Raw genomic sequence first — 22,054 nt, 5'->3', positions numbered from 1 at the left:
AGTCTGCCGTGGCGGCTCCGCCCCGCGCTTTCCGGGTGGTGGCGCGGGCGCGTTACCATCGCGGGTCACGTCAAGCGGGTGCGTCGGAAACGCCGCCGAGGGGGAGTAGCTGCATGTCTCCATGGATGAGGCGCGGAGCGCTGGCCGCCTTCGACATCCTCAGCTGGTCACTGGCCACGGCCGTGGTGCTGGGAGTCCGGCACGACTTCACGATCAGCGAGGTCCAGTGGGAGTCGGTCCTCCTCTACTGGGTGCTGAGCGCGATCCTGCTGGTGGCCGTCGGCTACGCGACCAAGTTCTACCGCGGCCGGTTCCTGGTCGGCTCCTTCGACGAGGCCTTCGGGCTCGCCGTCCACATGGCGGTCGTCGGGTTCGTCACCCTGGTGACCGGGCCGCTGGTCAACGACAGCCTGCCGCGCAGCGTCCCGGTGCTGGTGCCGCCGATCGCCCTGCTCTTCGCCGCCGCCGGCCGCTGGTTCTACCGGTCGCTGCGCAGCCGCGCGGGTGACCCGCTCGACGAGCGCGGGGCCACCCCGGTGCTGGTCTACGGGGCCGGCGACGCCGGCCGCCAGGTGCTGCACCTGCTGCGGGCCGAGCGCGGCAGCCAGATGAACCTGCGCCCCGTCGGGTTCCTCGACGACAACTCCGGCAAGCGCAACCTGCGGATCCAGGGCGTGCCGGTGGTGGGCGACGGGGCGCACCTCGCCGAGGCCGCGGAGGCGGTGGGCGCCCGGGCGGTGATCCTGGCGATCCCCAACGCCCCCGGCGAGCTGATCGGCCGGGTCCAGGACGACGCCGCCGCCGCCGGCCTGGAGTTCTTCGTGCTGCCCCGTGTGGCGGAGCTGCTCGGCGGCAGCGTCGACGTCACCTCGATCCGCCCGGTGGAGATCGGCGACGTGCTCGGCCGCCACCAGGTCTCCACCGACCTCGCCTCGATCGCCGGCTACCTGACCGGCAAGCGGGTGCTGATCACCGGTGCCGGCGGCTCGATCGGCTCCGAGCTGGCCCGCCAGGTGCACGCCTTCGGCCCGGCCACCATGACGATGCTCGACCGGGACGAGTCGGCGCTGCACGCGGTGCAGCTCGCCGTCCACGGCCACGGCCTGCTCGACGGGCCCGAGACGGTCCTGGTCGACATCCGCGACGAGCAGAGCCTGCGCAAGATCTTCGAGGAGTACCGGCCCGAGGTCGTCTTCCACGCCGCCGCCCTCAAGCACCTGCCGATGCTCGAGCGCTTCCCGGCCGAGGGCTGGAAGACCAACGTGCTGGGCACCCTCAACCTGCTCACCCTCGCCGCGGAGCACGACGTCGAGCGGTTCGTCAACGTCTCCACCGACAAGGCGGCCGACGCGACGAGCGTGCTCGGGGCGACCAAGCGGCTCGCCGAGCAGCTGACCGCCTGGCACGCCGAGAAGACGGGCCGGCCCTACATGAGCGTCCGGTTCGGCAACGTGCTGGGCTCCCGCGGCTCGATGCTGCACACCTTCAACGCCCAGATCGCGGCCGGCGGCCCGGTGACCGTCACCCACCCGGAGGTCACCCGCTACTTCATGACCATCCCGGAGGCCTGCGAGCTGGTGATCCAGGCCGGCTCGATGGGCAGCGCGGGCGAGGTGATGGTGCTCGAGATGGGCGCCCCGGTGCTGATCCTCGACGTGGCCAAGCGGATGATCCGGCACTCCGGCGCCCACGGCGTCGAGATCGTCTTCACCGGCCTGCGTCCCGGCGAGAAGCTGCACGAGGTGCTCTTCAGCGACGGGGAGGTCGCCTCCCCGACCGAGCACGAGATGATCCGCAGCGTGCCCGTCCCGCCGGTGGCGCCGCACGCCCTCGAGGGACCCGAGCAGATGCGCACCCAGGCGGCCCAGGCCGCCGAGCAGAGTCACGGAGGAGAATAGGTGAGCCCACGGATCTACCTCTCGTCCCCGGATGTGGGAGATGACGAGGAGGCCGCGCTGGTCCGCGCCATCAGGTCCGGGTGGGTCGCCCCCCTCGGTCCCGAGGTGGACGCCTTCGAGGCGGAGCTGGCGCAGTTCACCGGTCGCCGGGAGGCCGTGGTGCTCTCCTCCGGCACCGCCGGCCTGCACCTGGGGATGCTCTGCCTCGGCGTCACCCCCGGCTCGGTGGTCCTCACCTCCACGATGACCTTCGCGGCCACCGCCAACGCCATCACCTACACCGGGGCGCGCCCGGTCTTCGTCGACTCCGACGACTCCGGCAACATGGACCCGGCGCTGCTGGCCGAGGCGCTCGACGACCTGGTCGCCCGCGGCGAGCAGGTCTCCGCGATCGTGCCGGTCGACCTGATCGGCAAGATCGCCGACCACGACGAGATCGGGCGGCTCGCCGCCCGGCACGGCCTGCCGCACCTGGTGGACGCCGCCGAGTCGCTCGGCGCCGTGCGCTCCGGCCGGCCCGCCGGCGCCGACGGCACCGCCTCGGTCGTCTCCTTCAACGGCAACAAGATCATGACCACCTCCGGGGGCGGGGCGCTGCTGACCGACGACCCCGCGATGGCGGCCCGCATCAGGCACCTGGCCACCCAGGCCCGGCAGCCGGTCGTGCACTACGAGCACGAGGAGATCGGCTACAACTACCGGATGTCCAACCTGCTCGCCGCGCTGGGCCGCGCCCAGCTCGCCCGGCTCCCCGAGATGCTGGAGCGTCGCCGTGGCTGGCGCCGCCGCTACCGGGAGCTCTTCGCCGACGTGCCGGGAGTCGTGCCCTTCGGCGGCGACGACGGGGTGGACGACGCGTCGGAGCACGACAACTTCTGGCTCACCTCGGTGCTGGTCGACCCCGACGTGGCCGGGTGGAGCTCGGAGGAGCTGCGCCAGCACCTCGCCGCGCTCGACATCGAGGCGCGCCCGCTGTGGAAGCCGATGCACCTGCAGCCGGCCTTCGCCGACGCACAGGCCTACGTCAACGGCGTCTCCGAGCGCTTCTTCCGGACCGGGCTCTCGCTGCCGAGCGGCTCGGCGCTGAGCGAGGAGCAGTTCGGCGCCGTCACCGGCGCGATCGAGGACTTCCTGCGGAGGCGGGGATGAGCGTGCGCAAGCGGGTCATGGTCATCTACGGCACCCGGCCCGAGGCGATCAAGGTCGCGCCCCTGGTCATGGCGCTGCGCGAGTCGCCGCTCTTCGACGTGCTGCCGGTGGTGACCGGACAGCACCGGGAGATGCTCGACCAGGTCAACCGGCTCTTCGGCATCGTCCCCGACCACGACTTCGACCTGATGATCCCGGGCGCCACCCTCGACCAGCTCTCCGCCCGGGCGCTGACCGCCGCGACCGAGTGCATCCGCGAGCAGCGTCCCGACGCCGTCGTCGTCCAGGGCGACACCTCGACCGCGTTCGTCAGCGCGCTGGCGGCCTTCTACTGCGGCGTGCCGGTGGTCCACCTCGAGGCCGGCCTGAGGTCGCACGACATCCTCAGCCCCTTCCCCGAGGAGGCCAACCGGCAGATGCTGACCCGGCTGGCGAGGCTGCACCTGGCCCCGACCAGCGTGGCCCGCGACAACCTGCTGAGCGAGGGGATCGACCCCGCGACCGTCCCCGTCGTCGGCAACACCGTGATCGACGCCCTGCACGGCGCGCTGCGCCGTCCGCTGGGCCACGAGAGCGAGGTGCTGTCGGCGATCGCCGCGCAGGAGGCCCGGGGCCAGGGGCGCACCGTGCTGGTCACCGCCCACCGCCGCGAGTCGTGGGGCGAGCCGATGCGCGCGGCGATGACCGCCGTCCGCCGGGTGGCCGCCGACTTCCCCGACCTCTCCTGGGTGGTGCCGATGCACCGCAATCCCGTGGTGCGCGAGGTGATCACCGACTGCCTCGGCGACGTGCCGACGGTCCGGCTCACCGAGCCGCTGGACTACCACGAGTTCTGCCACGTGATGGAGCGCGCGCACCTGCTGCTGACCGACTCCGGAGGGGTGCAGGAGGAGGCGCCGAGCCTGGCCAAGCCGGTGCTGGTGATGCGCGACAACACCGAGCGCCCCGAGGCGGTCGACGCCGGCACCGTCCGGCTGGTGGGGACCCGCACCGAGGTGGTCGAGGCGGCCCTGCGCGAGCTGCTGACCGACCGGGCCACCTACGACGAGATGGCCCGCGCCGTGAACCCCTACGGCGACGGCTTCGCGGCACCGCGGTCGGTGGCCGCGATCGCCGAGCTGCTCGGCGTGGGTGCCCGGATCGCCGACTTCGACCCCGACCTGCAGGACCGGCTCGAGGTCGGGTCGTGAGCCGGCGGGGACGGCGGCTGCTCGTCGTCCTGCGCGCCAGCCACGTGGCGCCCGACCCCCGGGTCGACCGCGCCGCCCACGTCGCCCTCGACCACGGCCTGCGGGTCGAGGTGCTCGGCTGGGACCGCGACGGCCACGTCTCCGAGCCCGGGGCGGCCGACGGCGCCGACTACCCGGTGGTCCGCTTCGGGCTGCGCGCGGCGCACGGCCGGGGGCTGGCCAACCTGGCGGGGCTGGTGGCCTTCCAGCTCTTCCTGGTGGTGCGGGTGCTCCGCCGGCGCCGTGAGCTGGCCGCGATCCACGCCTGCGACCTCTCCACCGGCCTCACCGGTCTGCTCCTGGCCCGCCTGCTGCGGGTGCCGCTGGTCTACGACGTCTTCGACTACTACGCCGACTCCTTCCCGGTGCCGGGCCGGCTGCGGCCCCTGGTCCGCCGGCTGGAGACGCGGGTGCTGGAGGCCGCGGACGAGGTGATCCTGCCGGCCGGCACCCGGCGCACGCAGATCGAGCCGGCCCACCCCCGGCGGCTCACGATCGTGGAGAACTCGCCCGACCTGAGCGGCCTCGACCGGGCCGACCGGGCCGACCTCCCGGTGGTCGACCTGGCCTACGTGGGCATCCTCGCCGGCAACCGGCTGCTCCTGGAGATCGTGGAGAAGGTGGCCGCGAACCCGGCGGTGAGCATGCGGATCGCCGGCTTCGGGACGCTGGAGGAGCCGATCGCCCGGATCGCGCGGTCGGCTCCGCACATCGACTACGTCGGCAAGGTCGCCGGCCCCGAGGCCCTCGCCATCCTGCGGGCCTCCCGGGTGATGTTCGCGACCTACGACCCGGGGGTCGCCAACCACCGGTTCAGCGCCCCCAACAAGTTCGCCGAGGCGCTGGGCCTCGGCAAGCCGCTCCTCGTCTGCCGCGGCACCGCGATCGACGAGCTCGTCGAGGAGACCGGTCTCGGTGTCGTCATCGACTACGACGCCGACGAGTTCATGGCCGCCCTGGCCAAGGTGCTCGGCGACCCCGAGCTGCTCGCCCGCTGCGCCGAGGAGGGCCCCGCCCGCTACGCCGCCGACCACTCCTGGGCGGTCAACGCCGCCCGGCTGGCCGAGGTCTACGCCCGGGTGACCGGCGTCGAGGACGGCGACCGGGCATGACCGAGGTGGCGCTCGTGGTGGCGGTGCTGGCCGTCGGCGCCGGCCTCGCCCGGTGGCTGTGCGGGCTCTTCCCCGGCATCGCGGGCGTGGTGCCGTGGGCGGCCGGCGTGCTCCTGGTCGTGGTCACCGCGGTGGCCTTCCTGGACCGCCCGCTGGGCTCGGGCACCGACGAGGTGATCTACCACGACCAGGCCCGGACCGTGCGGCTCTCGCTGATCCTCACCGGCGGCTACGACCCCGACTACCTCGACCTGACCGGCGGCAAGTCGGGGTGGCCGACCATCCTGGGCACCTCCTACTTCCTGACCGGCGACGACAACCCCTACCTGGGCCTCGTCATCAACGCGGTCGTCACCTTCCTCACGCTGCTCCTGATCGCCGCGGCCGGCCAGCGGATCTGGGGTCCACGGTCCTGGAACCCGTGGCTGGGCGCCTTCCTGGTGGCCTCCCCGGCCCTGCTGATCCTGGGGCCGTCGCTGCTGCGCGAGGCCTGGGCCTGGCTCACAGTGGTGATCACCCTGCACGGGCTCCTCTCCCTGGTCGAGCGGCGGTGGTGGCGCGGCGCCGCGGTCGCCCTGCTGGGGATGGCGCTCGCCTTCTGGATGCGGGCGCCCCTGGCGGGCATCCTGCTGGGGGCGACGTTGGCGGCCGTGGTGATCAGCTGGGTCTGGCGGCGCTTCGGCAGCACCGCCGCCCTCGTCTCCGTGGTCGGCGGGGCCTTCGCCGCCCAGGGACTCGTCCGGCTGGTCCTGGACTACTTCGGCTACGGCCCGGAGGTGCTCACGGTCACCCGTGACTACCTGGCCGACAGCTCCACCACCGGCTTCGCGCCCTCGGACCCCTTCCACCCGGTGGGCCTGGTGGTCTCGCTGGTGCGGGTCGGCCTGGGCCCGCTGCCCTGGGAGTACCGCCCGGCCCTGGTCTGGGGCTGGATCCTGGCCAACTCGCTCTACTGGCTGGTCGTCCTGGCGCTCTCCTGGCTGGCCGTCCGCCGCGCGGGGAGCAACGCCGCCACCGTCGCGGTGATGGTCTTCTCGCTGGTCCTGGTGACCGGCCTCGCCCTCGCTCTCACCAACTACGGCATCGTCGTGCGGATCCGGGCCACGCTGGTGGTCGCGGTGCTGCCCCTGGTCTGGGGCGTGCTGCCGGCCGTCCGCAAGCCGGCACCCTCGACGGAGAAGGAGTCCACCCCAGCATGAGGATCGGCCTGCTCACCAGCGTCGGACGCACCCTCGACGCCTTCTTCACCGAGATCGTCGCGGACTGGCAGGCGGCCGGTCACGAGGTCTTCCCGGCCTCCGGCACCCCGGCCGCCACCATGGCGACCGACGTCGTGCCCGGCCTCACCCAGCGCCCGTCGCCGGGCAACGCCGCCGTCCCGGGCCGACTGGCGCACTGGGCGCGCGACCGTGAGCTCGACGTGGTGCTCACCAACACCGCCACCGCCTCCACGCTGGTGAGGCTGGCGCCGATGCCGTGCCCCGTCGTCTACTTCTGCCACGGGCTCCACTGGAACGACGCCTGGCACCCGGCGCAGGTGGTGGAGCGCCTGCTGCTGCGGCGCACGGAGTCGGTGATCACGATCAACTCCGACGACCACGCCTGGATGTCCGCCCGCCACTCGCGGGTCCGCCTGCTCCGGGAGGGGGTCGGCGTCCCCGAGGACCGCTTCCCGTGGAGCGAGCTGCCGCCCCTGCCGGGTGAGCCCGGCGCCGGCGGGCTGCGGCTCGTGTGGGCCGGCGACTTCACCGAGCGCAAGCGTCCCCACCTCGCCCTGGAGGTGGTCCGGCTGCTCCTCGACCGCGGCGTCGAGGTGTCGCTCACCATGCTCGGCGACGGCGCGCTCCACGAGGTGACCCGCGAGGCCGCCCGCAGCCTGGGGCTGGACGGGCACGTCGAGCTGCCCGGGCGCGGCCCGGTCGAGCCGCACCTGCGCAGCGCCCACGCCCTGCTCCACACCGCCTCCTGGGAGGGCCTGCCGCGGATCCTGCTCGAGGGCGTGGTCACCGGCCGCCGGGCGTTCGCCTTCGACGTCAAGGGCGTGCGCGACGTCCCGCACGCGCTGCTGGCCCCCGACGGTGACGCCGAGGCGCTGGCCCGCCTGGTGGCCGAGGAGGCCCCGCGGCTGACCAGCCTGGACCCCGCGGGACTCGCCGGGCTGCGCAGCTCCCGGGTCGCGGCCTCGCTCGTCGGTCACCTGGAGGAGGTCGTTGGCTGACCGGCGGGGCGGCGCCCTGCTGGTGGCCGGCGTCGGCACCAACGCCGTCGCCACGCTGCTGCCCCAGGCGGTGGCGCTGCTGCTGCTGCCCGTCGCCGAGTACGCGATCTTCAGCCTGCTCTTCATCGCCCTGGGCCTGGCCTACTCGGCCCAGAACTCCGTGGTGGTCGACCCCTGGCTGCGCGACGGCGCTCGGGTCCACCCGGCCCCCTACGCGGCGCTGCGGCTCTCCGCGCCCACGTTCTCGGTGGTCGGGGCACTGGTCCCGTGGGCCCTCGGCTTCGTCGGCGGCGGCGAGGTCCTGGTGGTGGCGCTGGGTCTGCTGCTGTGCCAGCTGCGGCACACGGTCAGGCTCTTCCTCGTCGCCCGCGACTCCGCCGGCACCGCCCTCCTCTCCGACGTGCTCTTCCTCGCCGGGTTCGGCGCGGTCTTCCTGCTCGACCCGGGCGTCTCGGAGTGGACCAGCGTCTGGTGGCCGCTGGCGCTGGGCTCCCTGGCGGCCTCCCTGCCGGTGCTGACGGCCGTCGTCCGCGGCGGCGGTGGCTGGGAGTGGATCCGCGAGCGCCGCCGGGTCATCTCCACGCTGTGGGCGGAGTCGGCGGTGCTCGACGTGGCCGTCGCGGTGCCGCCGCTGATCCTGGCCCGGCTGATGGTCGCCCCCGAGTTCGCCGTGGTCCGGGCGGCCTCCAGCGCCCTGATCCCGGTCCGCCTGGTGCTGGGCCCGCTGCGCGGGTGGATCAGCCACCGCAGCCCGCAGACGCTCTTCGTCCCCGCCTTCGCCGTGCGGCTCGTGGCCTTCGGCCTCGTCCTGGGCGCCTCGATCGTGGTGATGGTGCACGTGCTGGCGTCGCTGGCCGTGGCCGAGGGCGGGGTGCTCCCCGCGCTGCGCCCCTACGCGGTGGTGCTCGCCGTGATGGGTCTCCTGCAGTTCCTCAGCAGCTTCGTCTACGTGGTCGCCCGCAGCCACGCGCGCCCGCGGGACCTGATGGTCGGCCGCGTCGTGGACAGCGCCTTCCAGCTGGTCGCCATCCTGGTGGGGTACGCCGTCGCGGGGCTCTCCGGGGTGATGGTCGCGTTCGCCGTGATGTCGGCGGCGTCGCTGCTGATCTGGCTGCTGGTGGTCCGCAGCGCCGACGAGCCGCGGCCGGAGTCAGGCGGGGTCTGAGCCGCGGATCGCGGCGCGGAGCACGCAGATCACCGCGCCCAGCACCAGCCCGAGCAGGCCGCCGAGCAGCACGTTGCGCACCGGGCCGGGGTTCGCCGGCACGCCGGGCGACGCCTCGTCCACGACGGTGAGGGCGACCGGCACCGCGAGGTCGCCGTACTCCAGGCGCTCCACCTGGGAGATCACCTTGGGCAGCGCCTCGGCGTAGGCCGCGGCCAGCGCCTGGGCGTCCTCGGGGCTGGTGTCGGTCGCCTGCAGGTCGATGAGGACCGTCCCCGGGATGGTGGTCGCCGAGATCTTGGGCTCGTTGCTCTCGTCGAAGGTGTGGTCGGGGAGCAGCGCCAGCGCCTCCGCGGCGACCGCGTCGCCGGTGGCGAGCTCGACATAGCTGGAGATCCGCTGACCCGCGACCTGGTTGCGGTAGAAGAGCTCCTCCGCGTCCTCCGCCTCGGCCGCCGCGGCGACGAAGAGACGGGCGTGGGAGACGTAGGTGCGCTCGGCGACCAGGCCCATCACGAGTCCCACCAGGAGTCCGGCCACGGTCAGGGCGGCAACGATCTTCCAGCCGCGGGCGACAGCCTGCCAGCTTTGCCTGAGAGTCACTGGTCTCCTCGTGGGGGCGGGGGTGGGGTGGAGGGCGCGTCGAAGTCTAGGGCGTCCGCCGCTCCGGCCTGCCGGGGCCTGGCGGTGAGGGCGACGGTCAGCAGCCACCAGCCGAGCGGGATGGTGAGCAGCGGCTCGGTGATGCCGAAGACCACCACCGCCACCAGGAGCGGCAGCAGCAGGCGACCGTCCTGGGTGGTGGAGCGGCTGGCGCGGCGCAGCACCTGCAGCAGGATCCCGACGGCCAGGAGCACGCCGACCGCGCCCAGCTCGGGGAGCACGTCGATGAGGCTGTTGTGCCCGTGGGTCAGCACCAGGCCGGCCTCGCCGTAGATCTCGTTCGCCACGTCGTTGACCGGCGCCGGCTGCCACGGGTGGCCCCAGACGGCTCCCCACCCGTTGCCCAGCAGGGGGCGCTCGCGGGCCACGGAGAGGACGGCCTCCCAGAGGGGGACCCGCCCGGAGAAGCTCGCGGAGTCCTTGCCGAGCACCACGTCGACCAGGAAGAGCGCCGCGACCAGGCCGACCACGAAGAGCACCCCGATGCCCCGCCGTGCGCGGCGCGAGAGCGAGAAGCGGGAGGCCAGCACGGCGAGGCCGGCGACCGCCAGCACGCACCCGCCGGTCAGCAGCCCGGTGGCCGAGCCGGCGCGGAAGAGCCCGTAGACCAGGACGGCGATCGTGCCGAGCTGCAGCACCTGGGACCAGCGCCGCCGCGGGACCACCCCGCAGGCGCCCGCCAGGGCGAGGGCGAGGGTGTAGGCGAGGATGTTCTGGTTGGTCCCGACCCCGGTCAGCACCGGCCCGTCGAAGCCGTAGAAGACCGCGCCGGGGAGCTCGGCGGCGAAGGCGTACTCGGAGGCGGCCAGGGTGATCACACCGCCGAGGGCGAGCCCCCAGGAGGCCACCTGGACGTCGACGTTGGAGCCGGCGACCACGCCGAGGAAGGCGATCTGCAGGTAGAGCAGGAAGGCGTCCTCGGTGGCCCACGGGGTGACCGACCAGGTCATCGAGAGGGCGCACAGCGCCAGGAAGAGGACGATGCTCCACGGCAGCGACGGGAACCGCAGCCGCGGGAGGGTGAGCAGCACCGCCACCAGGATCGCCTGGATCGCCCGGTCGAAGGCGTAGGGGAAGGACGGCTCGAAGACCAGGGGGTTGGAGAAGTAGAAGAACGCGACCCCGAGGGCCACCACCCAGATCGGGCCCGACCAGGTGCCGGAGCGGCCGGGCGGCGGCACCGCCCGCCAGCGGTGCAGCTCGGGGCCGAGCGCGAGCCGGGCCGCGCGCACCCGGCTCCGCCAGGTGTTCTCCGGCTCCTTCCGCCGGCGGCCGGGGAGGGTCGGCGCGTGCTGGCTCATGCCCCGCCCCGCCGGCCGGTGAGGCGCTCCTGGACCTCCCCCAGCCGGGCCTCGAGCCGCTTCACGGTCGCCGCCAGCCGGGAGGCGGTGGCCGCCAGCGAGGCCTCGTCGTGCTGGTCGAGGTCCTCGTCGGGCGCCCCCTCGATGAGCCAGAGCCGGTCGTTCGCCTCTCCGAGCTCCACCTTGAGCTTGTGCAGCTCCTCCTGGGTGGCCGACACGTGCCGGACGCCGCCGGGGGGCAGCAGCACGGTCATCCGGTCGAAGCCCTCGCGGACCCGCCGGTGGCCGGCCTCCCAGACGGCCGTCTCGTGCTCCTCGCGCGACGAGCCGGCGGTGAACCAGCGGTAGACGGCCGTCACCTCGGGGCTGTCGACGGCACCGGTGAGGGCCGCGGCCCGGACCAGGTAGTCCCAGTCCTCGGTGGTCGGCAGCGACTCGTCGAACCTGAGCCCGAGCTGGTGGACCACCCCGCGCGGGAACGCCGCCGACATGTTGGGGGTGGAGTTGATGTGCAGGTGGGAGACGAGGTCGAACTCCAGCGGCCAGGCCAGCTCCACCGGCCCGGTCGCCACCGGCAGGCCGGTGCCCGCGGGGTCGCCGTCGGGGCCCACCTGGGTGTGGTGCTGGCGGGCGGTGGCAGCGCGCAGCACCCGGCCGGGAGCCCGCCGCTCCAGGTCGCGGAAGGTCGCCACCCAGTGGCCCAGCACGGTGTCGTCGTCGTCGAGGACGGCCAGGTAGCGGCCGGTGGCCGCCTCGAGCCCGTCGTTGAGCGGCGCGCTGCGGCCGGGGCGCTCGGACTCCAGCAGCCGCACCCGGTCGCGCAGCCAGCCCGGCTGGTCGGCCACCACGTCGCGCACGGCCTGCCGGCCCGCGGCGTCCACCCGGTGGCAGACCAGCAGCACCTCGAAGTCGCGGTCGGTCTGCGCGGCCAGCGAGGCGAGGGTGTCGGCCAGCATCAACGGGCGGGACGCCCTGGTCCGGGTGACCACGCTGAGGAACGGCGTCCCCGGCCGGACCACGGGCTCGTGCAGGGTCTCCCGGGCGGCCTGGTCGAGGCCCACCTGGCGCAGCAGCCCGGCGAGGGCGGTGGCCGGCATGGTGCCGGGGTGGCCGGTGGGCAGCGGGCCGGGCGCCGGCTCGAGGAGCCGCAGCTCCGCGGCGCGGGGCTCGCGCAGCTGCGCGTCGGGCCCCAGGCGCCGGTCCCGGAAGAGCGTCGCCTCCCCGACGACCCGGGTGCCGCCCGGCCGGTCGGCCGCGTGCGCCCGGACGGCCGCCAGCGCGGCGTCGTGGTCGCGGACGTCGCCGAGGTCGCCGAGGGAGCGCAGGGTGGACGCCCGCAGCGCGAGCGCGCCGGTCTCCCCGGCCGCCAGCGGCAGCGGGCGAGGGGCTGCGGCCGCGGCGCCGGCGACCACGGCCTCGGTCAGGTGGGCGAGCAGGTGGCGGCTGGGCCGGTCCTGGGGGCGCGCGAGGACCAGCACGTCGTCGTCGCCACCCTGGGCGCGGTGGCTGCGGTGGTCGTCGGCCCAGGGGGACCAGAGGGCGCCGGGGCCCATCGGGAGGTGCCGCACGGAGACCTCGTGCCCCCGGGCCCGCGCCGCGGCGGCGGACTCCTCCCACGGCTCGAGGTGGGACTGAGTGAAGAACGAGGGATCCCCGGTCAGCTGCACGGTGATGGCGGCCGGTGCCATGGGACTCCTCGGGGGGCGATCGGGTCGGGTGGGGCGCGAACGCCGGATCGAAGTCTAGGCGCCGGGTCGCCGGCTGGGACGCCGTACCGGACGGGTCGGGCCCCGAACTAGGGTTCCCCCATGAGCCAGCCCACGCCGGCCCCGGACGGGGCGCGACTCCAGGAGGTGCGAGCCACGCTCGCCGAGCTCCAGGGGCACGAGGCGTGGGCCGTGATCCGACTCGCGCGCAAGGAGCCCGGCGACGCCGACGTGGTCACCTTCGTCGGCGGCGCGCGCAGCGAGGTCGAGTCGCTCCTCGACGTGCCGCTGGAGGACGGCGTGCCGGCGCCGGGGCGCCGGTTCGACCGGCTGCTGGCCGTGCCCTTCCGGCAGGTCCGCGAGCGCGGCTTCGAGGCCCACGACGACGGCGCGCCCCTGGTGGTGGTCGACATCGAGCTCGAGCGCCGCCACCCGGTCGCCGACGTGCTCGCCGCCCTCGACGACACCGGGATCGAGTTCACCGACCGGGGCGGCTTCGAGACCTCCGACGAGGACTACGCCAAGATCGTCGAGGCGATCATCCGCGACGAGATCGGGCAGGGCGAGGGGGCCAACCTGGTCATCGGCCGCCACTACCGGGCGGTGGTCGCCGACTGGGGCGTCGACAAGGCGCTCACCGTCTTCCGCCGGCTGCTGGAGCGCGAGCGCGGCGCCTACTGGACCTACGCCTTCTTCACCGGCGACCGCTTCCTGGTCGGCGCCAGCCCCGAGCGTCACGTCAGCGTGCACGGCGGCGACGTGCGGATGAACCCGATCTCCGGCACCTTCCGGGTGGGCGGGCGCACCGCGGCCGAGATGAAGCCGGCGCTCCTCGACTTCCTGCGCGACGAGAAGGAGATCTACGAGCTCTTCATGGTCGTCGACGAGGAGCTCAAGATGATGTGCGACCTGTGCCACGAGGGGGGCATGGTGCTCGGCCCGTTCCTGAAGCCGATGACCCACCTGGTGCACACCGAGTACCTCCTCGCCGGCCGGTCGCGCCGCGACGTCCGCGAGATCCTGCGCGACACCATGTTCGCCGCCACCGTGACCGGCAGCCCGGTGGAGAACGCCGTCCGGCTGATCAACCGCTACGAGGAGGGCGGCCGCGGCTACTACGGCGCGGCGCTCGCGCTGCTGGGCCGCGACGACGAGGGCCGGCCGACGGCCGACAGCCCCATCGTGATCCGCAGCGCCGACGTCGACCCGCAGGGGCGGATGAAGGTGACGGCCGGGGCCACCCTGGTCCGCGACTCCGACCCGGCCTACGAGGTCGCCGAGACCCACGCCAAGGCGGGCGGCATCCTCTCGGCGTTCGGCCTGGTGCCGGCCGCCGGCTCTCCCTCCGAGGGGCTCGCCGAGCTGGCCCGCGACGAGGACGTCCTGATCGCCCTGCAGTCGCGCAACCGCCGACTCTCCACCTTCTGGCTGACCGACCAGGCCGGCTCCACCCCCGACCCGGCGCTGGCCGGCCTGCGGGTCGGGATCCTCGACGCCGAGGACGACTTCGTCAACATGCTGCGCCACCTCCTCGCGGTGATGGGGATGACCAGCGAGGTGGTCCGGCACGACGCCTACCGCGAGGGCGACCTCGACGACTACGACCTGGTGATCGTGGGCCCCGGACCCGGCGACCCCCGGGACGGCGACGACCCCAAGATCGCCGTCGTCCGCGCGGTCGTCGACCGGCTGCTCGCCCGCGAGCAGCGGTTCCTCGCGGTCTGCCTCGGCCACCAGACGCTCTGCCACGCGGTCGGCGTCCCGCTGGCCTTCAAGGACATCGTCTTCCAGGGCACCCAGGCCGAGGTCAGGATCCGCGACCGGGCCGAGCGGGTCGGCTTCTACAACACCTTCGTGGGCCGGGTCGGCGACGCCGGACTGCCGGCCGGGGTCACGGTCGAGGCCGACGAGGAGAGCGGCGACGTGCACCTGCTCCGGGGGCCGCACTACCGGGGCATCCAGTTCCACGCCGAGTCGATCCTGACCGAGCGCGGCTTCGACCTGATCAACGAGCTGGTCTCCGACCTGCTGCTGGGGGACGACCGCGGCTGAGGGACCTTCGTCCCGACTTCCCGCGGTGCGGCAACCCCGGGGGCCTCCGGGACGTCTCCTAGGCTGTCCCCACCGTGGTGGTGGACCAGCCCGGGGGAGGTCACGAGTGCGAGTGCGCACATCCCGCTGGAGGACGCTGCTGGGCAGCGCCCTCGCACTCGTGGCCCTGACGGCCTGCGGCGCCGCCGTCGGCGAGGAGAGCGACGCGCCCGAGGCGCCCCGCGAGATCGCGGCGCCGGGCCTCGCCGGCTCGCGCCCCGACATCGTCATGGTCCTGATGGACGACTTCTCCATGGACCTGCTCCAGACGATGCGCAGCGCCGCGCGGCTCGCCCGCACCGGCGCCGGCTACGACCACTTCGCGGTCGACTCGCTGTGCTGCGTCTCCCGGGCGAGCCTGATGACCGGGCAGTACCCGCACCAGACGGGGGTGCGCACCAACACCTCCGAGGGGGCCCTGCCCTACGGCGGCTACCCGGCCTTCGACCGCTACGGCAACGGCCCGCGCAGCTTCAACGTGCGGCTGCAGGAGGTCGGCTACGCCACCGGCTTCGTCGGCAAGTACCTCAACGAGTTCGAGTACGTCGCCGGGGTGCGGGAGATGCCCCCGGTGCCGCCCGGCTGGTCGCAGTTCCACGTGCTCTTCGGCTCCGCCTACGACGGCTGGGGCTTCGACAGCACCGAGATCGTCGACGGGCGGGCCGAGGTGCGCCACCACCCGGCACCCGCCGCGGGCTCCTCGGCCGAGGTCCTCGACCGGGCCTACGCCGGGCAGGTCATCGAGGACTACGCGCTCGACTTCATCGCCGAGCAGCGCGACTCCGACCAGCCCTACTTCCTCCAGGTCGCGCCGTACGCCCCGCACAACCGGACCAACCCCGACGGCGCCTACCCCGGGGACCCCCTCTTCCCGCCGGCCTTCGCCGACCGCCCCGGCGGCACGAAGGCGGCCGGCGACTGCGGGCCGGTCGCCTGCGGCTCCCTCACCACCCGCGACCTCCCCGGCTTCGGCGACGACCGGCGCGACAACGTGCCGCGCACCCGCGGCGGCAGGCGGACGCGGCCGTGGAACACCATCCGCACCACCCCCGCCCGGGAGGCCGTCACCCACCTGCGCGACCGGGCCCGCATGGTGCAGTCGGTCGACCGCACGGTGCGCCGCATCCTGCGCGCCGTCGACGACGACACGATGGTGGTGCTCACCTCCGACAACGGCTTCCACCTCGGGCAGCTCGGCCTGGGGATGGGCAAGGGCACCGCCTACGACACCGACGTGCGGGTCCCTCTCCTGGTGACCGGCCCGGGGGTGGTCCCCGGCCCGCGACGCGAGATGACCAGCAACATCGACCTGGCGCCCACCTTCGAGGAGCTCGCCGGGCTCCCTCCGGCGCCGTACCGCTCGGGCACCTCGCTGGTGCCCAGCCTCACCGACCCGCAGCTGCGCACCCGGACCCACGTCTTCTTCGAGCACACCACGGGCACCGCCGGCGGCGACCCCGACCGGGCCTTCACCGGCGGCGAGCTGATGCGGATCCCCAGCTACGTCGCCGTCCGCACCCGCGACGCCCTGCTGGTGCGCCACGACCTCGACCCGGCCGAGGGCCGGACCCGGCACGGCTACGAGTTCTACTCCTACGACAAGCACCCGTGGGAGAAGAAGAACACGTTCGGGGTCCGCAGGTACGCCGAGCAGCAGGCCGCGCTGATGCGCCGGCTGCGGCGGTTCGACCGGTGCGCCCAGCTCCGGGGCGACGCCCCGGTCCCCGCGCGGTGCCGCCGGCTGACCGGGGAGGGGCGGGACGAGCCCTAGACTGCTCGACCGTGAAGCCCTACGACCCGCTCAAGCGCGCCCTGGACCTGGTGGTCGGCGGCGTCGCCCTGGTCCTCTCGCTGCCGTTGCAGCTGGGCCTCGCCGCCGTGGTGCGGGCCAGGCTCGGCTCGCCCGTGCTCTTCCGTCAGCCGCGTCCCGGCAAGGACGAGAAGGTCTTCGAGCTGGTGAAGTTCCGCACCATGCTCGAGGTCGACGAGGAGCGCGGCCTGGTCACCGACGCGCAGCGGCTCACCCCCTTCGGGGCGTTCCTGCGCTCGACCAGCCTGGACGAGCTCCCCAGCCTGGTCAACGTGGTCCGCGGCGACATGAGCCTGGTCGGTCCGCGTCCGCTGCTGGTGCGCTACCTGGACCGCTACACCCCGCAGCAGCGACGACGGCACGAGGTGCGCCCCGGCGTCACCGGCCTGGCGCAGGTCAGCGGGCGCAACGCGATCACCTGGGACGCCAAGTTCGCCAAGGACGTGGAGTACGTCGAGCGCCGCAGCCTGCGGCTGGACGCCTGGATCCTGTGGCGGACCCTGGCCCAGGTCGTCCGCCGGGACGGGATCTCCGCCGACGGGGAGGCGACGATGGCCGAGTTCCAGGGCGTCGGGGCGGAGACCGGTCGTGCCTGAGCCCCTGGTGGTGGTCGGGGCCGGGGGCTTCGGCCGCGAGGTGCTCGACGTGGTGGACGCGGTCAACGCGGCGGCCGGCACCCCGGTGTGGACGGTGGCCGGGGTGGCCGACGACTCGCCCACCGAGCAGAACCTCGCCCTGCTGGCCCGGCGCGGGGTCGCCTACCTCGGCACCACCGCCGAGCTCGGCGGGCTCGACGCCCCCCACTACGCGGTCGGGATCGGCAGCCCGGCGACGCGGCGGCTGATCGCGGAGCGGCTCGACGCCGCCGGGCTCACGCCCGCCACCCTGGTGCACCCCAGCGTCACCACCGGGTTCGACGTGAGCGTGGGGGCCGGATCGGTGCTCTGCGCCGGCGTCCGGCTGACCACCCACATCCGGCTGGGCCGTCACGTGCACCTCAACCTCAACGTCACGGTGGGGCACGACACGACCCTGGGCGACTACGTGAGCGCCAACCCGCTCGCCTCGATCTCCGGTGACTGCGTCCTGGAGGACGAGGTGCTGGTGGGGGTCGCGGGCGTCATCCTCAACGGCCTCACCCTGGGGCGGGGCTCGACCGTCGGCGGCTCGGCCTGCGTGGTCCGCGACGTGCCTCCCGGGGTCGTCGTCAAGGGCGTCCCGGCCCGATGACCGACGTGGTCGTGGTCGACCACCACGACTCCTACACCTGGAGCCTGGTGCACCTGGTCGCCGCGGTCACCGGGGTGCTGCCCCGCGTCGTGCAGCACGACGAGGTCGCGGCCGAGGAGGTGCTGGCCCACGGGCACGTGGTCCTCTCGCCCGGACCGGGCCGGCCCGACAGCGTCCGCGACTTCGCCGTCGGCGCCCAGGTGCTCCGCGCCGGGACCCGGCCGGTGCTCGGCGTCTGCCTCGGGATGCAGGGACTGGTCACCGCCTTCGGCGGGCGGGTGGGCCGGGTGCGGCCGGCGCACGGCGAGGTCGCCCGGGTCGAGCACGACGGCGCCGGGGTCTTCACCGGGCTGCCCCAGGGGTTCGCCGCCGTCCGCTACCACTCGCTCGCCGCCCTCGAGGTCCCGCGTGAGCTGGTCGCCACCGCCTGGGCCGAGGACGGCACCGTGATGGGGGTCCGCCACCGCGACCTGCCGCTGGAGGGGGTCCAGTTCCACCCGGAGTCCATCCTCTCCGAGCACGGGCAGGAGCTCGTCGCCAACTTCCTGGGCGCCGGCGGCAGGACGCCCCGGTGACCCCGGAGGAGACCTTCGCGGAGGTCGCGGCGGCCCAGCCGCGCTCCTTCTGGCTCGACGGCGGCGGGGCGCGGGCCTGGTCGGGTCGCCGGTCGGTCATCGGCTGGCTCGACCCCGACGACGTCTCCCTGACCTACGACGCGACCGCCGGGGTGGTGCACCGGCACACCGGCGCCGGGGCCTCGGCCCGGTCGGAGGCGGTGGGCGACGACGTCTTCGCGGTGCTGGCCCACGAGCTGGCCACCGGTCCCGCCGACGCCCAGTGGTTCGGCTACCTGGGTGCCGCCAGCCGGCCCGACCTGCCCGCCCGGCCCGACCCGCACCAGCCCGACGCGGTCTGGATGCGCCCGCGCCACGTCCGGGCCTTCCGCCACGACCCCCCGTCGCGGCGGGCCCGGGCTCCGCGACCCGGGAGCGCGGGCCCGGTCCCGCAGGAGTACGCCGCCGCCTTCGCGCGGGTCCAGGAGGAGCTGCACGCCGGGAACTCCTACGAGGTCAACCTGACCCACCGCCTCGAGGTCGCCTCCGGCCTCGACCCGGCCGCGGTCTACCTGCGGCTGCGGGAGCTCAACCCGGCGCCGTACGCCGGCTTCCTGCAGCACGACGTGGCGGGTCACCGCGCCTGGCTGCTCAGCTCCTCACCCGAGCGCTACGCCCTGGTCACCGCGGACCGGGTGCTGGAGACCAGGCCCATCAAGGGCACCACCGCGCGGGGCGCGACCGCGGCCGAGGACGAGGAGTCGCGCCAGCGGCTGGCGGCGGAGCCGAAGTTCCGCGCCGAGAACCTGATGATCGTCGACCTGCTCCGCCACGACCTGGCGCAGGTCTGCGTGGTGGGGACCGTCGAGGTCCCGACGCTGATGGAGGTGGAGTCCTACGAGTCCGTCCACCAGCTGGTCTCCACGGTGCGCGGTCGGCTGCGCGACGACGTCTCGACCGTGGCAGCGCTCCGCGCGCTCTTCCCGGCCGGCTCGATGACCGGGGCGCCGAAGCTGCGGACCATGGAGATCATCGAGGCGGTCGAGACGACTCCGCGGGGCGCCTACGCGGGCGCCTTCGGCTGGCTGGCCGCCGACGGCCGCGCGGACCTCGGGGTCGTCATCCGCTCGCTGACCACCCCGGGCGACGGACGCTGGAGGGTCGGCACCGGCGGCGGCATCACCGTGCGCTCGGAGGTCGCCGAGGAGCATGCGGAGACCGTCTGGAAGGCCGAGCGGCTGCTGGCGGCGCTCAGGTGAGCTCGTCGGCCTCGAGGTCGGGGTGCCGGCTCGAGACCTTGCGCGCGGCCACCAGGTGGCCGCCGAGATAGCCGCTGACGCCGAGGGCGGTGCCGCCCGCCAGCCCGAGCGCGACGCCCCGCGCGTGGTGGCCCCGGCGCCGCGCCACCAGCGAGGCACCGTAGAGCCCCATCGCGACGACGTTGGAGATCGCGTGCACCACGCCCACCCGCTTCTCCGCCGTCCCGGTGCGGTGCCACTCCGCCCAGCCGGCGAGCGCGGTGGGCAGGGAGGCCGCGAGGCCGCCGCCGAGCAGCAGCCGGCTCGCGGGGCGGGCGCTCTCCCCGCCGACGAGGTCGAGCACGGTCGCCGACATCCACATGCCGATCGGCGCGTCGGTCATCAGGGGATGGACGGCGTGCCCGAGCCACTCGCCCTGCAGGAGGCGGCGTCGCCCCTCGCTGGCGACCAGGGCGTCGACCAGCGGCTGGTAGAGCCCCACGAGGGGGTCGAGGCGCGGGCTGCGCTCCAGCGCCTGGGTCGCTCGGACGAACGGGTTCGAGGAGGTGGTGGCCATGGCACCCGGTACCCACCAGGAGACGTCGCGAAGCGTCAGTCCGGTGGGGTCGCGGCGACCCCGGGGACCCACATGACCAGCCGGGCCCCGCCGGCCGGCGAGGTGTCGGCCCGGACCGCTCCGGAGTGCCGCTCGGCCGCCTGGCGCACGATCGAGAGGCCGAGACCGGAGCCGGGCAGGGCCCGGGCGTCGTCGGAGCGGTAGAAGCGGTCGAAGACGTGGGGCAGGTCCTCCTCCGCGATCCCCGGCCCCTCGTCGTCCACCGTGAGCACGCCCTCGGCCAGCCGGACGGTGACGGTGCCGTGGGGCGGGCTCCACTTGGCGGCGTTGTCGAGCAGGTTGGTGACCGCACGCTCCAGCGCGGCGGCCTCGCCGCGCACCGGCCACGACTCGACCTCGACGGCGAACTCGGCGGCCGAGCGGCGGCGCACCCGGGCGACCGCCCGCAGCACCACCTCCGCCAGGTCGAACTCGGCGACCACGGGGGAGAGCGGCTCGTCGCGGGCCAGCTCGACCAGGTCGCCGACCAGGGTCGAGAGCTCCTCGATCTGTGCGCGCACGTCGTCGAGCAGCTCGGCCCGGGCCTCCGGGGGCAGCCCGTCGCCGGCCTGGCTGAGCAGGTCGAGGTTGGTGCGCAGGCTGGTCAGGGGGGTGCGCAGCTCGTGGCCGGCATCGGCGACCAGCCGGCGCTCGCGGTCCCGGGAGGCCGAGACCGCCTGCACCATCTCGTTGAAGGCGCGGGCCAGCCGGGCCACCTCGTCGTCGCCCTCGACCCGGATCGGCCGCAGGTCCTGGGTGCGCGCGATCCGCTCCACCGCGCCGGTGAGCCGGCGCACCGGGCGCAGTCCGTTGCGCGCCACCAGCCAGCCGGCCAGGGCGGCCACCAGGACACCGGTGCCGCCGAAGATCGACATCACGGTGCCGACCCCGCGCAGGGTCCGGTCGGTGTCGGCCATCGGCTGGAGCAGCACCAGCGCCTGGCCCGGCCCCGCGGGCACGGTCGCCACCCGGTAGCGGACTCCGCCCTCGGCCCGGAGCGTCCGGACCGACGTGGGCCGCTCGCCGCTGGCCACCTCCAGCTCCGAGGCGCCCAGGGTGAACGCCGGGCCGTCGTTGTCGGCGGTGTACCACTGCCGGTCGGAGGTGATGAAGACGATGCGGACGTCGGCGGCGCCCAGCATCCACGGGGGCACCTCACGGAAGGTCATCTCCGCCAGCGTGCTGTAGGAGGCGGCCCGGGTGGCCCGGTCGAGGAGGGAGTCGTCCAGGCTCGACTGCAGCTGCATCCGCACGGTGAGGAAGGCACCCGCCGCCATGAAGGCGATCGCGACGCCGACCGCCATGGTGGTCAGCAGAGCCACCCGGCTGGCCAGCGAGCGCCGGTAGTGGAACCCGCCCATACCCCGGCTCACGCCTCCCTGAGCACGTAGCCGACGCCGCGGACGGTGTGGATCAGCCGCGGCTCGTCGCCCGCCTCGGTCTTGCGCCGCAGGTAGCCCACGTAGACCTCCAGCGAGTTGGCGCTGGTGGGGAAGTCGTAGCCCCACACCTCCTCCAGGATGAACGAGCGCTCCAGCACCCGCCGGGGCCGGCGCAGGAACATCTCCAGCAGGGCGAACTCGGTGCGGGTCAGCTCGATCTGCCGCGCGCCGCGCCGCACCTCCCGGGTGGCGACGTCCATCGACAGGTCGGCGAAGGTCAGCACCTCGTCGGCGCCCTCGTCCCCCGAGCCGACCCGGCGCAGCAGCGCCCGCAGCCGGGCGAGCAGCTCCTCCAGCGCGAACGGCTTGGTGAGGTAGTCGTCGGCGCCGGCGTCGAGGCCCTCCACCCGGTCGCCGACCGCGTCCCGGGCGGTCAGCACCAGGATGGGCAGGTCGTTGCCCGCGGTCCGCAGGGCGCGGGTCGCCTCCAGGCCGTCGAGGCGGGGCATCATCACGTCCATCACCACCACGTCGGGTGCGGCGGCGGCGATGCTGGCCAGCGCCTCGGCGCCGTCGGAGGCGAGCGACACGTCGTACCCGTTGAACTCCAGGGAGCGGCGCAGCGACTCACGGACGGCCCGGTCGTCGTCGACGACCAGGACCCGGGGGCGGGTGGAGGCGTTCTGCACGGC

At 74.4% G+C, this 22,054-nt stretch carries 19 protein-coding genes; 13 read left to right on the top strand and 6 right to left on the bottom strand.

From position 1 onward, the window contains the following. Positions 1-113: 113 nt before the first annotated feature. The 7 genes from AC3X7R_RS08575 to AC3X7R_RS08545 are packed head-to-tail and all read left to right on the top strand — an operon-like array spanning position 114 to position 8,771. Positions 114-1,898 carry a polysaccharide biosynthesis protein gene (locus AC3X7R_RS08575; RefSeq protein ID WP_489965193.1) on the top strand — a complete coding sequence of 595 codons (1,785 nt, stop codon included), beginning with the start codon at positions 114-116 and terminating at the stop codon, positions 1,896-1,898. Beyond that, entirely contained in the window at positions 1,899-3,047 is a 1,149-nt protein-coding gene (locus tag AC3X7R_RS08570; protein WP_489965192.1) for a DegT/DnrJ/EryC1/StrS family aminotransferase, read from the top strand. Beyond that, on the top strand, positions 3,044-4,237 hold the full coding sequence (wecB, locus tag AC3X7R_RS08565) for a non-hydrolyzing UDP-N-acetylglucosamine 2-epimerase (protein ID WP_489965191.1): 1,194 nt from the start codon (positions 3,044-3,046) through the stop codon (positions 4,235-4,237). The genes AC3X7R_RS08570 and wecB overlap by 4 nt, the downstream gene beginning before the upstream one ends. Beyond that, the gene (locus AC3X7R_RS08560) at positions 4,234-5,388 is read left to right on the top strand and encodes a glycosyltransferase family protein (RefSeq protein ID WP_489965190.1); all 1,155 of its coding nucleotides are present in this window, start codon (positions 4,234-4,236) and stop codon (positions 5,386-5,388) included. The genes wecB and AC3X7R_RS08560 overlap by 4 nt, the downstream gene beginning before the upstream one ends. Further along, positions 5,385-6,587, top strand: a complete 1,203-nt coding sequence (locus AC3X7R_RS08555; protein ID WP_489965188.1) for a hypothetical protein — start codon at positions 5,385-5,387, stop codon at positions 6,585-6,587. Before AC3X7R_RS08560 ends, AC3X7R_RS08555 begins: the two co-directional genes overlap by 4 nt. Beyond that, positions 6,584-7,606 (top strand): glycosyltransferase, encoded by a 1,023-nt coding sequence (locus AC3X7R_RS08550; RefSeq protein WP_489965187.1) that lies wholly within the window; start codon positions 6,584-6,586, stop codon positions 7,604-7,606. Before AC3X7R_RS08555 ends, AC3X7R_RS08550 begins: the two co-directional genes overlap by 4 nt. Next, the gene (locus AC3X7R_RS08545; protein ID WP_489965186.1) at positions 7,599-8,771 is read left to right on the top strand and encodes a hypothetical protein; all 1,173 of its coding nucleotides are present in this window, start codon (positions 7,599-7,601) and stop codon (positions 8,769-8,771) included. The genes AC3X7R_RS08550 and AC3X7R_RS08545 overlap by 8 nt, the downstream gene beginning before the upstream one ends. On the opposite strand, the gene AC3X7R_RS08540 is transcribed toward AC3X7R_RS08545, so the two are convergent. The 3 genes from AC3X7R_RS08540 to AC3X7R_RS08530 are packed head-to-tail and all read right to left on the bottom strand — an operon-like array spanning position 8,757 to position 12,423. Further along, the gene (locus AC3X7R_RS08540; protein WP_489965185.1) at positions 8,757-9,374 is read right to left on the bottom strand and encodes a YveK family protein; all 618 of its coding nucleotides are present in this window, start codon (positions 9,372-9,374) and stop codon (positions 8,757-8,759) included. The genes AC3X7R_RS08545 and AC3X7R_RS08540 overlap by 15 nt on opposite strands. After that, complete coding sequence (locus AC3X7R_RS08535) at positions 9,371-10,735, bottom strand: O-antigen ligase family protein (RefSeq protein ID WP_489965184.1); 1,365 nt, start codon at positions 10,733-10,735, stop codon at positions 9,371-9,373. The genes AC3X7R_RS08540 and AC3X7R_RS08535 overlap by 4 nt, the downstream gene beginning before the upstream one ends. Next, entirely contained in the window at positions 10,732-12,423 is a 1,692-nt protein-coding gene (locus tag AC3X7R_RS08530; RefSeq protein WP_489965182.1) for a glycosyltransferase, read from the bottom strand. The genes AC3X7R_RS08535 and AC3X7R_RS08530 overlap by 4 nt, the downstream gene beginning before the upstream one ends. Positions 12,424-12,543: 120 nt before the next feature. Between AC3X7R_RS08530 and AC3X7R_RS08525 the strand changes: the two genes are divergently transcribed. The 6 genes from AC3X7R_RS08525 to AC3X7R_RS08500 all read left to right on the top strand — a co-directional run bounded on the left by AC3X7R_RS08525 (position 12,544) and on the right by AC3X7R_RS08500 (position 19,385). After that, positions 12,544-14,493, top strand: coding sequence for an anthranilate synthase family protein (locus AC3X7R_RS08525; protein ID WP_489965181.1), 1,950 nt, complete (start codon positions 12,544-12,546; stop codon positions 14,491-14,493). Between the two features lie 112 nt (positions 14,494-14,605). After that, the gene (locus AC3X7R_RS08520) at positions 14,606-16,303 is read left to right on the top strand and encodes a sulfatase-like hydrolase/transferase (protein ID WP_489965180.1); all 1,698 of its coding nucleotides are present in this window, start codon (positions 14,606-14,608) and stop codon (positions 16,301-16,303) included. Between the two features lie 11 nt (positions 16,304-16,314). Further along, the gene (locus AC3X7R_RS08515; protein WP_489965179.1) at positions 16,315-16,938 is read left to right on the top strand and encodes a sugar transferase; all 624 of its coding nucleotides are present in this window, start codon (positions 16,315-16,317) and stop codon (positions 16,936-16,938) included. After that, positions 16,931-17,572 (top strand): NeuD/PglB/VioB family sugar acetyltransferase, encoded by a 642-nt coding sequence (locus tag AC3X7R_RS08510; RefSeq protein WP_489965178.1) that lies wholly within the window; start codon positions 16,931-16,933, stop codon positions 17,570-17,572. Before AC3X7R_RS08515 ends, AC3X7R_RS08510 begins: the two co-directional genes overlap by 8 nt. Continuing rightward, positions 17,569-18,147, top strand: coding sequence for an anthranilate synthase component II (locus AC3X7R_RS08505; protein WP_489965177.1), 579 nt, complete (start codon positions 17,569-17,571; stop codon positions 18,145-18,147). Before AC3X7R_RS08510 ends, AC3X7R_RS08505 begins: the two co-directional genes overlap by 4 nt. Then, a complete protein-coding gene (locus AC3X7R_RS08500; RefSeq protein ID WP_489965176.1) occupies positions 18,144-19,385 on the top strand; it encodes an anthranilate synthase component I family protein in 1,242 nt (413 codons plus the stop codon). The genes AC3X7R_RS08505 and AC3X7R_RS08500 overlap by 4 nt, the downstream gene beginning before the upstream one ends. Here the strand turns inward: AC3X7R_RS08500 and AC3X7R_RS08495 are convergent. From AC3X7R_RS08495 to AC3X7R_RS08485, 3 genes are read right to left on the bottom strand one after another with little or no spacing between them, the layout of a single operon-like run. Further along, a complete protein-coding gene (locus AC3X7R_RS08495) occupies positions 19,378-19,941 on the bottom strand; it encodes a DUF2231 domain-containing protein (RefSeq protein ID WP_489965175.1) in 564 nt (187 codons plus the stop codon). The two genes, AC3X7R_RS08500 and AC3X7R_RS08495, sit on opposite strands and share 8 nt — an antisense overlap. A 35-nt stretch (positions 19,942-19,976) precedes the next feature. Further along, positions 19,977-21,353 carry a HAMP domain-containing sensor histidine kinase gene (locus tag AC3X7R_RS08490; RefSeq protein WP_489965174.1) on the bottom strand — a complete coding sequence of 459 codons (1,377 nt, stop codon included), beginning with the start codon at positions 21,351-21,353 and terminating at the stop codon, positions 19,977-19,979. Further along, positions 21,350-22,051, bottom strand: coding sequence for a response regulator transcription factor (locus AC3X7R_RS08485; protein WP_489965173.1), 702 nt, complete (start codon positions 22,049-22,051; stop codon positions 21,350-21,352). Before AC3X7R_RS08485 ends, AC3X7R_RS08490 begins: the two co-directional genes overlap by 4 nt. Positions 22,052-22,054 lie beyond the last annotated feature (3 nt).

The sequence above is a fragment of the Nocardioides sp. Z22_16 genome (assembly GCF_058134365.1).
Note: the sequence above shows the minus strand (reverse complement) of the source record. Positions and strands in the feature narration are given on the sequence as shown.

What these genes read in the sequence shown, in the direction of transcription:
- wecB (WP_489965191.1), top strand. Translation starts at nt 3,044, where the DNA reads ATGAGCGTGCGCAAGCGGGTCATGGTCATCTACGGCACCCGGCCCGAG.
- AC3X7R_RS08505 (WP_489965177.1), top strand. Translation starts at nt 17,569, where the DNA reads ATGACCGACGTGGTCGTGGTCGACCACCACGACTCCTACACCTGGAGC.
- AC3X7R_RS08550 (WP_489965187.1), top strand. Translation starts at nt 6,584, where the DNA reads ATGAGGATCGGCCTGCTCACCAGCGTCGGACGCACCCTCGACGCCTTC.
- AC3X7R_RS08575 (WP_489965193.1), top strand. Translation starts at nt 114, where the DNA reads ATGTCTCCATGGATGAGGCGCGGAGCGCTGGCCGCCTTCGACATCCTC.
- AC3X7R_RS08530 (WP_489965182.1), bottom strand. Translation starts at nt 12,423, where the DNA reads ATGGCACCGGCCGCCATCACCGTGCAGCTGACCGGGGATCCCTCGTTC.
- AC3X7R_RS08535 (WP_489965184.1), bottom strand. Translation starts at nt 10,735, where the DNA reads ATGAGCCAGCACGCGCCGACCCTCCCCGGCCGCCGGCGGAAGGAGCCG.
- AC3X7R_RS08495 (WP_489965175.1), bottom strand. Translation starts at nt 19,941, where the DNA reads ATGGCCACCACCTCCTCGAACCCGTTCGTCCGAGCGACCCAGGCGCTG.
- AC3X7R_RS08525 (WP_489965181.1), top strand. Translation starts at nt 12,544, where the DNA reads ATGAGCCAGCCCACGCCGGCCCCGGACGGGGCGCGACTCCAGGAGGTG.
- AC3X7R_RS08555 (WP_489965188.1), top strand. Translation starts at nt 5,385, where the DNA reads ATGACCGAGGTGGCGCTCGTGGTGGCGGTGCTGGCCGTCGGCGCCGGC.